The organism is Paenibacillus sinopodophylli (genome assembly GCF_005930355.1).
Lineage (GTDB): Bacteria > Bacillota > Bacilli > Paenibacillales > Paenibacillaceae > Pristimantibacillus > Pristimantibacillus sinopodophylli.
On the sequence record NZ_VDBO01000009.1, the window covers coordinates 112,969 to 126,299 of the forward strand.

General features: G+C 46.5%; 10 protein-coding genes. 4 read left to right on the forward strand and 6 right to left on the reverse strand.

What is annotated here, in order from left to right; translation table 11 throughout:
- Nucleotides 1-123 precede the first annotated feature (123 nt).
- Nucleotides 124-639: an SH3 domain-containing protein gene (locus tag FGT79_RS23585; protein WP_138755296.1), complete on the forward strand. Its 516-nt coding sequence runs from the start codon at nt 124-126 to the stop codon at nt 637-639.
- Complete coding sequence (locus tag FGT79_RS23590; protein ID WP_138755297.1) at nt 636-1,325, forward strand: AIM24 family protein; 690 nt, start codon at nt 636-638, stop codon at nt 1,323-1,325. The genes FGT79_RS23585 and FGT79_RS23590 overlap by 4 nt, the downstream gene beginning before the upstream one ends.
- A gap of 150 nt (nt 1,326-1,475) precedes the next feature.
- Here the strand turns inward: FGT79_RS23590 and lacZ are convergent, their stop codons facing one another.
- The 6 genes from lacZ to FGT79_RS23620 form a co-directional block, all read right to left on the reverse strand.
- The gene (lacZ, locus tag FGT79_RS23595; RefSeq protein WP_138755298.1) at nt 1,476-4,583 is read right to left on the reverse strand and encodes a beta-galactosidase, LacZ type; all 3,108 of its coding nucleotides are present in this window, start codon (nt 4,581-4,583) and stop codon (nt 1,476-1,478) included.
- A gap of 306 nt (nt 4,584-4,889) precedes the next feature.
- A complete protein-coding gene (locus tag FGT79_RS23600) occupies nt 4,890-6,698 on the reverse strand; it encodes an ABC transporter ATP-binding protein (protein WP_138755299.1) in 1,809 nt (602 codons plus the stop codon).
- Nucleotides 6,699-6,836: 138 nt separating this feature from the next.
- Nucleotides 6,837-7,601 (reverse strand): response regulator transcription factor, encoded by a 765-nt coding sequence (locus FGT79_RS23605; protein ID WP_138755300.1) that lies wholly within the window; start codon nt 7,599-7,601, stop codon nt 6,837-6,839.
- Between the two features lie 80 nt (nt 7,602-7,681).
- Nucleotides 7,682-8,512 carry a carbohydrate ABC transporter permease gene (locus FGT79_RS23610; RefSeq protein WP_138755301.1) on the reverse strand — a complete coding sequence of 277 codons (831 nt, stop codon included), beginning with the start codon at nt 8,510-8,512 and terminating at the stop codon, nt 7,682-7,684.
- A gap of 3 nt (nt 8,513-8,515) precedes the next feature.
- On the reverse strand, nt 8,516-9,406 hold the full coding sequence (locus FGT79_RS23615) for a carbohydrate ABC transporter permease (protein ID WP_138755302.1): 891 nt from the start codon (nt 9,404-9,406) through the stop codon (nt 8,516-8,518).
- 87 nt (nt 9,407-9,493) lie between these two features.
- Nucleotides 9,494-10,813 carry an ABC transporter substrate-binding protein gene (locus FGT79_RS23620; protein ID WP_138755303.1) on the reverse strand — a complete coding sequence of 440 codons (1,320 nt, stop codon included), beginning with the start codon at nt 10,811-10,813 and terminating at the stop codon, nt 9,494-9,496.
- A gap of 313 nt (nt 10,814-11,126) precedes the next feature.
- On the opposite strand from FGT79_RS23620, the gene FGT79_RS23625 reads away from it, so the two are divergent.
- Complete coding sequence (locus FGT79_RS23625) at nt 11,127-12,101, forward strand: glycoside hydrolase family 113 (RefSeq protein ID WP_138755304.1); 975 nt, start codon at nt 11,127-11,129, stop codon at nt 12,099-12,101.
- A complete protein-coding gene (locus FGT79_RS23630; RefSeq protein WP_138755305.1) occupies nt 12,098-13,309 on the forward strand; it encodes an AGE family epimerase/isomerase in 1,212 nt (403 codons plus the stop codon). Before FGT79_RS23625 ends, FGT79_RS23630 begins: the two co-directional genes overlap by 4 nt.
- Nucleotides 13,310-13,331 lie beyond the last annotated feature (22 nt).

Genomic DNA, 13,331 nt, shown 5'->3' on the forward strand with positions numbered 1-13,331 from the left:
TAAGGATAGCAGCGAATCTCGCTGCTATCCTTTTTTTATGCTGAAGGACGAGAGTGACTATTGTCGTGAAAGATTGTAAAATGTAAATATCAGCCCCTCTATGTCGAAATTTGAAGGGAGACCATGATGCGCTCATCCATATGGAAAATTCTCATATTTACATGTCTCATATCTATGATACTTATTGCTGCTCCTCAACCTGCTGTCCATGCAGGCTTCTTTAGCCAGATTAGAGATATATTCAAGGCTCCTGAGAAAATCAACGAGCTCGAACAGCATTACATTGAGGCCAAGGAAGAGCTTGGAGCTCAGCAGCAGAAGCTTGAAGAGTCTGCTAAGGCCGCAGAGGAATACGCTCTGAAACAGCAAGAGCTCTTCGAACAGAATGAGAAATTTCGTCAACAAAATGAACAATTACAGAAACAAAACGAGCAGCTCATTGCTCAGAATGCTGACATGCAAGCCGAGATGGTACGTATGAAACAGGAGAAACAATCCTTTGTGAGCAAGCTGATCTATACCTTTATTATCATCGCAGCCGTATTTGCTGCTTATATTGTATCCATCCGGGTCTGGCGCTACCTTGTATGGCGCAAACAGCGGAGTACGCGCGGCAGAGGCAGAGGGATTAGCGGATGAACATAACGGTTCCTGCACAGATCGGCCATGTGCATATTAGGCTCGCAGAATTGGACAAGCTGCATGTCCTTCATCCTAAGTCCATTATCGCTTATCAAGGCGATCCGCAGAGCCGTGAGGATCGTTTCATGGATCTCGCAGGCATGTACCGCAAGAAGCGCTGGATTCGCTCCATATTATCCGGCCCATCCGAGTTCATTATTGGCTTGCCGGCAGGCTGCTCGCTTGAAACGGTTTATATTGAGGAGAAAAGCGATCTGCTGTTCGACTTCCGTCACGTTATTTTTTTCTCCGACGGGATGAAGCTCAAATCTGTAGTTCAGAAGCTCAAGAATGCATGGATTACGAAAGAGTTCGTCCGCATGCGGTTCTCCGGTCCCGGCCAGTTAGGCCTTATAACGGCAGGTGATGTGAAATCGATTCAGCTGCAGCCTGATCGTCCTCTATATGTGGAGACAGGCGCTCTTGTCGCTTACCCTGAGAATGCTTCTATTCAGCTTTCCGTCTACGGGAATAAGCTGGCGAGCCAGCATATGAACGTTCAGTGGGAAATTCGCGGCTCCGGTCCCGTGCTTATTCAAACCGGTTCACGTGATACCGAGCTGGAGGAGCAGCTTCAGAACGGCGGCTTTATTCGAAGAATCCTTCGCGAGGTACTGCCTTTCGGCGGCATCTATATCAAATAAGAAGAAACGCCTGACGGTGTCCGTTCTATAAACTCCATCGTTTCAGCCAAACGTATAGAGAAAGCATGTGAATATTCATATGCTTTCTCTATAAGTTAAAAATAGAGGCAGCCCCTCCGTCAAATAACGGAAGGACAGCCTCTATTTCGTTTAAACGCCTTGCAGCGTGAACCGATGTGCGTACGTTTGATTCGCGTATAATGTATATTCTTTCTCCGGCCGCTGACCCCAGCTGTCATGTCCGCCTACGCCCATTTGCTTATGATTGACGCGAACGACCGTTTTGTCGCTCTCTGGCAGCAGATGAATATGATCATGTGCTTCCAGCTCAGAAGGCGTGAATGGGAGCACGTTAAGCTCAAAGTGCGGTGCACCTTTCAAGATAAGTCCTTCGCCTGCCGCATTCGTAATCGCTGCATGGCGTACCTCCATCTTATTCCCACATTCTTGGGGCCTGATATAAGGCACGAACTGATCTTGAACGCTGCCGCTGTATAATCCGAGCTTGCCGCCCGTCTGACGATCCCAATAGGTTTCGTCCGGACCTTTGCCATACCAGCTAATTTGGTTAAACGCAGCAGGCATCTGGAACAGAACACCAACCTCTGGAATTTCCGGCAAATTCGCTCCCGGCTGCAGTTCTTCAAACACGCTGATTTCACCGTCTCCGCTTACCGAATAGATGAAAGTTAACAAGGATACAGCTGTCGTCGGCAAGCTGTACTGCACGCGGATAGAAACATTGCTAGCACCAGCATCCCATGTTATCGCGCGCAGCTCGCGCTCTGCTCCCGCTTCTCTCCACGTTGCACAGCGCTCATGCTGTTGGTTGCCGCGGTCATTGTCCGTGTAGGCACGCCAGAAGTTCGGCGCAAGCGCTTTGGACAGACGCTCCGCACCTCTCCACTGATAAGAACTCAAACTCCCGCTTGCCAGCTCGAACTGTGCTTGGAATTCCTCTCCGCTTACAATCAACGCTTCAGCTGTCTGTTCCACTTGAATGGCTGGCTTAGCTGCAGCCGCACCAATCAGCAGTTTAACAGGCGCTGGCAGCACAAACTGTTCAAACGCAATTTCATGGCCCTCTTCAGCCCAAAGCGTCTGTTCTTTCAAGAGCAGCTGAACAGTCAGCACAGCCTCATCAGCCGAGCTAGCAAGCTCAGGCAGCTTGTACGGGAGCTCAAGCAGCTCAGATTCCTCAGGCGCAGCGCCTGCTGAGCCAATACCTGATTCCACAACCTTGCCATTAACAGCAACCTGCCATGCAAGCGTAAATTCATCAAGCGAGCTGAACAAGTGGCGATTGGATATTTTGATCGAACCGTTCTTCAGATCAATCGCTTCAAACTTCACGTTCTGGTAAACCTTTTTAACCTCTTGAAGCTTAGGCGATACTGTTCGGTCAGCGAAAATAACGCCATTTCCGCAGAAGTTGCCATCATTCGGCGACTCGCCGAAATCTCCTCCATACAGCATTTTCGACTGCCCGTTCTCATCCGTCACCCGGATCGCTTGATCAATCCAATCCCATATGAAACCGCCTTGCAGAATCGGATACTTCTCGAACACTTCCCAATAAACGTGCAGGCCGCCGCAGGAGTTGCCCATTGCATGGCTGTATTCGCAAAGAATAAACGGTTTCTTAGGATTATTGCGTGCATATTGCTCCACACCCTGCGGACTCGTGTACATATGACTCTCAATATCTGACGCTTCTTCCGATGCGCGCCAGTGGAAGACACCCTCGTAATGAACGACACGAGACGGGTCTGCATCGCGAAGGAAGTCGTGCATTTGGATAAAGTTATCCCCGCCAAAGGACTCGTTCCCAAGCGACCAGATGACAATCGAGGCATGGTTCTTGTCGCGCTGGAACATCGAGTTGCAGCGATCCAATACAGCTCCTGTCCACTCCGGCAAGCTTCCAGGCACAGCCGCTCCCAGCTCCTTCTGATCATACGACCATGCGCCATGCGTCTCTAGATTCGACTCGTCAATAACGTATAGGCCGTACTCATCGCAAAGCCTATACCAAAGCGAATTGTTCGGATAATGGGAGGTGCGCACAGCATTGATATTGTATTGCTTCATGAGCAAAACATCTTTAAGCATGTCCTCTTCATTAATCGCTCTGCCCGTATCGCAGGAAAATTCATGACGGTTAACCCCTTTGAACATAATACGCCGTCCATTGATTTGCATGAGCCCGTCTTTGATTTCAAACTTCCGGAAACCGACTTTGCAGCTGATCGCCTCGTACAACGTTCCATCTGATGATTTCAAGCTAAGCACCAGCGTGTAAAGATTCGGATGCTCGGCGCTCCACTTCAGCGGATTCTCAACGATTCTGCTCAGTTGAATCTCCGTCAAAGCTTCACCTTCAACGGATGTCTGAGCTGTTAATGGAGTCGTAAAGATGGATGCCCCATTCGCATCATACAGGATAGCCTCTACTGTCAAGCTTCCGAGCGGCTTAACGAAATAATTGAGCAGCTTAGCATCAATGATAAGCTCCGCATTTAGGAACTGATCGTCCAATTCTGTTTTGACAAAATAATCGTAAATATGAGCTTCTGGTGTTGTATACAAATATACATCGCGGAAGATACCGCTCATCCGCCAGAAATCTTGATCCTCCAGCCAGCTCGCATCACTCCAGCGATATACCTCTACGGCAAGCTTATTCTCACCCTCAGCAAGGTATGGCGTCAGATCGAATTCAGACGGTGTAAAACTATCCTGACTGAAGCCGACTAGTTCTCCATTCAGCCATACGTAGAACGCGGATTCTACGCCTTGAAAGCTAATGAACACTGGCTTCCCGCTCCAGCCTGCAGGCACGGTGAAGGTGCGCGCGTATGAGCCAACCGGGTTGTAGGCTGTTGGAGCGAACGGCGATTTAATATCCTCGTTGCCATCCCATGGATATTTAATATTCGTATATTGCGGGTAATCATAGCCTTGAAGCTGCCAATGGGCAGGAACTTTAATGCTGTCCCAATTGCTATGGTCGAAGTCCGTTTCATAGAAGTTTGCAATCCTTGCATCAGCATTGGTTGCAAATGCAAATTTCCACTTGCCATTCAGCGTCAAATAGTTTGTCGACTTGCTATGATTTCCTTCAAGTGCTTCCTCAATTGTATCGAACGGCATTAACGAAGTATGGGCATCCAGTCGGTTGATCCGATAAATTTCAGGGTTGTTATTCCATTCTGGGTAACCGTTTGCAGGCGGTGAGTATACGAGCTTCTTTCTCATGAATCCAAGCACCTCATTATTTTTTTATTAAATGATATTCACATTATAAGCGATTAGGATTTCACGTTTAATAATAGAATTTTCATATATTATATAAATATATGAATATGATTTTCATATAAATCACCATCGTTTTCGGCGATTTTATCCATCATTTACAGCTAAATTTAAAGCGCTTACTCAATTAAAATAAAGAAGCAGACCATTAATCCCTATCTGAGGCTCAGATGGTGGTCATTATAAGCTTGCATGAATACAAAAAGGTCGATCAGGCGTAAACGCCAGATCGACCTTTTTGTTCTCCCCTTACAATTGCAGCTGCTTGAGGTTATAAAATTCTCCCTTGCTCGCCATCAGCTCTTCAAAGCTGCCGACCTCAACAATTCGTCCGTGCTTCATAACAACAATACGGTCAGCATCGCGAATCGTTGATAGGCGGTGGGCAACGATGAAAGTTGTTCTGCCTTTGATCAGCTCCTGCATCGCCTTCTGAACGTGGAATTCGGACTCATTGTCGAGCGCCGATGTCGCCTCATCGAGAATAATAATGCTCGGCTGACGCACCAGCGCGCGCGCGATTGCAATACGCTGGCGCTGGCCGCCGGACAGCTTGCCGCCATGCTCGCCGACCATCGTCTCAAGCCCGTCAGGCAGCTGTCCGATAAATTCGGATAGATTAGCCATCTCAACAACACGCTTTACCTGCTCATCCGTAATATCACGAAGCCCGTACGTGATGTTGTCGCGGATCGTTCCTGAGAACAAAATATTTGTCTGCGGCACGACAGCGAGATGCTTCCGGTAGCTGCGAAGGTCGATATCTGCGAGATCAATGCCATCCATCAGCACTTTCCCTCCTGTCGGCTGTAAGAAGCCGATAACGAGATTAAGCACAGTCGATTTGCCTGCTCCAGAAGCCCCGACGAATGCGATGCATTCTCCCGCCTCTACATCCAGTGTCACGTCCTCAAGCACATGATGCTCGCTTCCTGGATAGGAGAGCTCAACACTTCGGAATGAGAATTCACCGCGCACATTATCCAGCTTTCTCTTGCCGCTGTTGTTCTCAATATCCGTCGATACCAATATTTCCTTAATGGAATGAATGGACTCAAGCCCTTTCGCAATTTGCGGATAAATATTAATTAGACCGGTAACTGAAGCTAAGATCATAGCGAAAAAGCCTTGATACATAACAACATCGCCGACTTGGATTTGACCATTGTAAGCGAGATAAGCAGTAAATATTAAACAAAGCACTTGAAATATTTGAAACGTCACCCAGTTGGTAGAGCCAAAGTACGCTTCTACCAAATCTAGCCGATAGCCCTTGCCCTGAATATTGCGCAGCGTCGAGTCAATCTTCGCAATTTCCACCTTCTCCAAACCATGCGCCCGCGTTATCGGAATCATCTCTACCATCTCAGACACGCGCGAAGACATTTGCTCGATTTCCTTGCGGAATTCCTTGTTCGACTTTCTGATTTTGCGGCGGAATATCGTCACAATCGAGATCGACATCGGAATCGTCAGAATAAAGAACAACGAGACGATCCAGCTGCTGTTCAGCGTAATGACAAATGAGACGATGATGTTCACGACGGCAGGAGCGAGTGCGATCATGAATTGCTTCGACATCATCTCGACTGCTTCCACATCGCGCAGCACCTTCGATTGAAGCTTGCCTGCAGGAAGCTCGCGATGCTGATTGATCGATAGCTGCTGAAGCTTCCGAACAAGCGCACTGCGCAGTCCCGCTTCCACATATCTCACCGCACGGCTTAGGAAGGAGATGTAAGCCGCATGCGTCGGTATATTTTGCAAGATGACGATCAGTATGACGAAGAAATTAATCCAAATCCCGCTGATCGGATACTTGGCCGGGTTTGTCGCGATGTTGATGATGTTCGCAGTAACGATCGGCAGCACGTAGATTGGTGCGCTCTTAATCAACAGGAAAAATAACGAAACAAACAGATTAGCAAAATTTCCCTTGTACAATGAAAACAAAAACTTTAACGGACTCGCATCCTGCTCGAGCGATGCGTTCTCAAACGTGCTGGCGAGCCCTTTTGCAGCTGCGCTTAACCTTGCCTTCTCAACTTTCTCTGACATTGCTCTACCCATCCCTCTGTAGCTATGCTCGCTTATGAACGCGTGTTTATTTTGAACACTACGGCACCATATTACGCTCATATTGTGCCGTAGTAAATATAGTATGTTGCACTTTTTGTATTCTTTTTGGCTAAATATTTATCTATGCTTTCCTTTATAGTCCTTAGGCGTATCGCCAGTCATTTTCTTAAACAGCTTATTGAAATAAACGGGGTCGCTATAGCCGACCAGCTGCGATATCTCGTAGTTTTTCAAATTGGGATGATCCGTCAGAAATTGCTTCGCCTTATCGATCCGAATATCGATCAAATAATCCGTAAGTGTCATGCCTGTTTCCTGCTTAAACAAGCGGCTCAAATAATTGGCGCTCATGCCGACAGTCTCAGCCATACGCTCCATCTCGAAGTTTTTGCCGTATTCCTGTTCCAGAATGTTTTTCATCTGTTCGATGACATAGTGTTCCTTTTCCTTCGAGATCACCTCAGTCGGCAGCGCACCGTCTGCTGCTTCAATTGCAGCCTGCTTTTGCTCACCGAGCTCTTGCTTAATTTGGATAAGCAGCTCATATAAATTAGCCTTATCGACCGGTTTCAGCAAATAATCCCGTACTCCAAATCTAAGCGCCTTGCGTGCATACTCGAATTCGCTGAATCCGCTGAGCACAATCGTTGCGATGGATTTATCACGCAGATGCTCTATCAGTTTTAAACCGTCCATCATCGGCATTTTAATATCTGTAATCAGCACATCAAGCTCGCCGTCACCTAGCTTCGAGATATGCGCCCAAGCATCCATCCCATTGCTGTATGACCCAATAACATGGATATCCAAATCCATTTTGGTTAATATCTTTTGCAGCCCAAGTCGTATAAACTCTTCATCATCCGCGATTATAATGTTCACTTATGTACGCTCCCTTCGCGTTTGCCTACTCTAGTGTGCGCTATAATTCACAAGACTGCAACGGAAAGAAAGCGGGCGGTTTATTTCACCGCTCCGCTTGTAACACCCGCGAATATATACTTCTGCAAGAAGAGATAAAGAATCGCCGTTGGAATCATAATAATTAGAATGGCTGAGGATATCATCTGCCAATCTCCACTGTTCACGCCGAAGAATCGCATGAGCGAGGTAGAGACGACAACATGCTCAGCTCTCGGCAGGTATAGCAGCGGGATAAACATATCATTATAGATGCTGATCGTCTTCAGAATAATGATCGTCGCTGTTGCCGGGGCTAGCAGCGGGAAGATGATGGAGCGGAAAATTTTAATTAACGAAGCACCCTCCAGCATGGCGCTCTCATCCAGCTCGTTCGGAATATTGCGAATGAATTGCAGATAAATGTAGATTTGAAGAATATCCGCCCCTACATAGATGAGGACTGGCCCCATCAGATTGTTCGTCAATCCAAGCATTTGAATCGTTTTGTAATTGACGACCTGCGTCGTAATCGCTGGAATGATAGTTGCGAACAGAAACAGGCCGACGATCACGCCCTTAAACTTGAAATCGAAGCGTCCAACTGCGTAACAGAAGGCTGAGCCGATCACAATATTTAATATGAGGGTGACTCCAATAATGAACAGCGTATTTCCGAATGCATGCAGCATATCCGCTTGCTTGAACGCTTGCGCAAAGTTTTTCAAGTAAAGAAAGCTGTCAGGCATGGCGATCGTTGATTTGGTATGGAATTCATCCTTCGTTTTGAAGGCATTGACCACGATAATATAAGGCGGGAATAAAATCGCAAATGCCGCCAATAACAGGCTGATATATTTCGCTGTGTCCCAAAGCTTATTGGATTTATCCATCGATTATTCCCCCTTTCCTTTCAACAAAAACCGCTGAATCGACAAGACGATAACAACAAAGAGCAACAAGACCACGCTCATCGCAGAAGCAAGACCATAATTGTTAAACTGGAACGCTGTCTCGACAATTTTCATAACGAATGTTTCACTGCCACCTGCCGGTCCGCCTTTGGTTAAGATGTACGGGAGATCGAATACCTCCAATGCGCCGGTAACGGTGAGAAACAAATTCAGCTCAATGATTTTGTAAATGTTAGGAAGCGTGATGCTGATAAATTTCTGCCAGCCATTTGCTCCATCAATCGAAGCCGCTTCATAAATATCATTCGGGATAGACTGAAGCGCCGCAAGATAAATAACCATGTTAAAGCCCATAAACCGCCAGAAGCCAATAGAGGCAAGCGTGTAATTGACAAAAGTACCATTTCCGAGCCAGCTCGTCTTGGACAATGCATCGAAACCTAGCTGCCCAAGTAGATAGTTCAATGATCCGTTTGTCGTATCGAATACGTAACCGAATAAATATGCTACAGCAACGCCGTTTAGGATGTACGGTAAAAACAGCAGCAATCTGAAAAAGTTTTTCCCTTTAAGCTTGCTGTTGAGCACGACTGCGAAATAAATAGCCGCGATGTTTTGTACGATTCCGACAGCGAAATAGGCAAAGTTATGTTTGAATACGCCGAAAATTGCAGGATTCTCAAAAACTTCTTTATAATTGGACCATCCGATCCAAGGTTTATTCGGACTTAGTCCGTCCCAACTTGTAAAGCTTAACCGTATAAGCTCGAGTGCCGGATAATAGGCGAATGTCAGCAGCAGCAGCAGCGGCAATGCGACAAATCCGATGATTACGTAGTTCTTCTGTGTTTTGAATGACAATCTGCTAAACATGAGACAACCCCATCCTCCCTGCTTCTTTCTAATCGGAATGCGCAGGATGGATAACCGGATTCCGAGTTATCCATCCTGCATGCCCCATTACAGACCTAGATCTTTTTTCGCTTTTGCCCAGGCTGTGTTTACTTTATCGAGCACTTTTTGCGGATCTTTCGCTAATACGAACTCTTGAACAACAGCCGCTTGGTCAAGCTGCGCTTTGTTTTGAATTTCTGTCGCAGCATCAACTGGTGCTGCCGGCTCGAAAAATTTAGGGTTAAACGTATTAAATTCAGCAAGCTGCGGAAGCTTAGGTTCTTTCGCTTTCAGCGTTGGGATAAAGCCTGCAAAGTCATCATAGCCTGATTCTTCAATCATCCAATGAACGAATGCTTTCGCTGCTTCAACATTTCCGTTCTTGTTGACTGCGTAGAAGAAATCTGGGTTAAGCGGTGCTTTTGCCTCGCCTGAGTTGTCGACAGGGAATGGGAAGAAGCCTACATCTTCAGAAGTAGCGCCATTCTCGATAACTTGGTTGATTACCCAGTTACCAAGCAGGTACATACCGAACTTACCGGATGCTACGTCTTTTTTGGATTGCTCCCAGTTCGTCGAGTTCACATCTGCTTCAAGGAAGCCTTTGGTGTGAAGCTCACGAATGATGCTCCATGATTTGCCGTACTCATTATCCAGCGTGTAAGGTGTATCGGTTTCAGCACGTTTATTCTGGTGGTCAGATGCGCCAGCAATCAAAGTTGGAATATCGTAGGTCCACACGTCAAGCGGCCATTTGTCTTTGAAGTTGGACGCGAGTGGCACGATACCTGCATCCTTCAGCTTCTGGGACGCTGCAATAAACTCATCGTACGTTTTCGGCAATGCAGTAATGCCTGCTTTTTCAAACGCTTTTTTGTTATAAACGATACCTACTGTTGAACCGCCGGAAGAAATACCGTACATTTTTCCTTCCTGTGCTTTCAGATCTTTGAAGTGGATGTCGCCTGAGAACGCGATGTCATCAAGCGGTGCGAAATAATTAGGTAGCTCAGCGTTCGGAATGGTTGGTGTAAACACAACATCAGGGAAGTCGCCGGATGCTATGCGAATTTTCAACGTTTTGTCGTAGTCGGTAATAGCTTCGAACTTCAGATCAACACCCGGGTATTTATCTTCAAAACGTTTTTCGTAGTCCACGTATTGCTTATCAATCATGTCTGTACGATTCGTTAAGAATATGACTTCTCCCGTAATTTTAGCTGCTTCCTCTGTACCTCCGTTTTCCGGTTTGTTTGTAGCCGTCTCGTTTGTGGCTGGCTTGTTAGTCGTTGTATTTGCATTCGTGTTTGTGTTGTTCCCACCACAGGCAGCTAATATTGTTAGCATAACTACAGATGTAAGTGCTAACGAAATCTTTTTTTTCATTTTAAAACTCCCCCTCAGATCGTTTTGTTTCCGCTTACAAACTGATAATACCGTATACAAAGCCGTTCTAAAATGGTTTAAAATATTATTTATAGTCTTCAACTGTCATTGTATGAAAACGTTATCTTTAGCTGTATAGCTTGTTTTCTGAATTTCATTTCACCCATATGACGTTATTAAATGAAGCAAAAGCTCCGTATGCCAATAGCAATAAGAAAGGTATTGCAAACATAGCGCAAATCATGTTTACTTGTTATATAACAAAAACGTTAATTAGCAATAACAAAAAAATGTACAAAGCGAGGCGACTCCTATGACAATCAACGCAGCTTACATCGGCGGCATGACTTGGGGCTGGACCGGCATACGCGGCACTTGGACTGGACCAGAAGCCGATCGATCAATAACGCTAATGGCCGAGAGATTAAATGTAAATTGGACAGCAATTGCGCTTGGTGCCCTTCAGGATCATGCGCAGTCTACTGAAATCAAGTTCGGTGATGCCCCTACTGTCACTGATGATGAGGTGTTGCACGCGATTCGCAAAGCGAAAGAGCTTAATCTAAAGGTTTGCCTCAAACCAGTCGTTAATTGTGCGGATGGTACTTGGCGCGCGCATATTAATTTCTTTGATCTCGACGTGCCTTGTGAGCCCAAATGGTCCGATTGGTTCGCATCCTACACGACATTCATTCTCCACTATGCACGGATTGCAGAAGAAACGGGCTGCGAAATGTTTTGCATCGGCTGTGAAATGGTGCAAACCGATCGCAGGGAAGCAGAATGGCGTCAGTTGATCGCTGAGGTACGTAAGGTTTATTCCGGAATCGTGACTTATAACTGTGACAAATACCAAGAGGGTCAGGTGAAATGGTGGGACGCGGTAGACGTAATCTCCTCCAGCGGCTACTACCCTATCGGTGACTGGGCCGAGCAGCTTAATCGAATTGAGAAGATTGTAGCCGCTTACAACAAACCTTTCTTCTTTATGGAGGCAGGCTGTCCGAGCCGTGAGGGATCTCAGTATATTCCGAATGATTGGGGTCTTCAAGGGGCGCCAAGCGAAGAGGTTCAGCGGAAGTTTTACGAAACGATGTTCAGCGAGTCAGACAAGCGTGACTGGGTTGGCGGCTTTATGCTCTGGGATTGGCCTGCTCGGCTTTATGAAGAAAGTGCAGCAGCCTCGAACGACGATTACTGTATGTACGGCAAACAAGCTGAAAAAACCGTTCATGATTATTATGCTAGAAAAATAGCTGAAACCGCAGTGGGAGGCTCTGTGTCATGAGCATAAACAACGAGCAGTGGTTAGAGAGCATTAAGCAGGAGCTCGATTCCAATATTCTCGGCTTTTGGAAGAATCATACAATTGATGACCTCTACGGCGGCTTCTACGGCTACATCAGCCGTGATCTGACGATTAACCCAGAAGCTGTAAAAAGTTTGGTGCTGAATACCCGTATTTTGTGGACCTTTGCTTCTGCGTACCGTTTGACGGGCAACAAAGACTATTTGCAGCTGGCAGATCGCGCCTTCGACTATGTAAACGACCATTTTGTAGATCGTGAATACGGAGGTTTATATTGGATGATCGAAGCGGCCGGTCAGCCGCTCGATACAAAGAAACAGGTATACGGTCAAGCTTTTGCCATATATGCGTACTCCGAATATTACCGTGCTACCGGGAATGATACCGCACTTAAGCTTGCCACCGAGCTGTTTCACACGCTTGAGCGCTACAGCTACGATACGCAGTATAAAGGATACTTCGAGGCATTTACACAAGAATGGCAGGAAACAAAGGATAACAGCTTAAGCGAAAAAGATTTGAATGAGAAGAAATCAATGAACACGCATCTTCATATCATGGAAGCCTATACGAACCTATATCGCGTATGGCAATCAGACGAGCTGCGTGCCAAGCTGAAGGAGCTTATTGAAGTTACAATTAAGCACATCATTCATCCCGGCAACGCGCACTTTATTTTATTTTTCGACGAACAGTGGAATTACAAATCTGAGCACATCTCCTATGGCCATGATATCGAAGGCAGTTGGCTGTTGGTTGAAGCCGCTGAAGTGCTCGGCGATGAGGCTTTGCTGGCTGAGGCGAAGGCCATTGCGATCCGAATGGCTGATGCTACGCTGAATGAAGGTGTAGACGTTGACGGTGGATTGTTGAACGAGGCTGGTCCAGATGGCCTGATTGATGACCATAAGGATTGGTGGCCGCAGGCCGAAGCGGTCGTAGGCTTCTATAATGCTTATCAACTGACTGGTGAAGAGAAATACCGAGACGCTGCTATAGGCTCATGGACATTCATTGAGCGGTTTATCGTGGACAAAGAGCATGGCGAGTGGTATTGGAGCGTGAGCCGCGACGGTTCGCCGAGCGACAATGTTCAGAAGGTCAGCCCATGGAAATGTCCTTATCATAATGGCCGCGCCTGTTTCGAAATGATTGAGCGCCTAAGCGGTGCAGCTACATCTCACTAATATCCTATTAACGGAGGTTGTT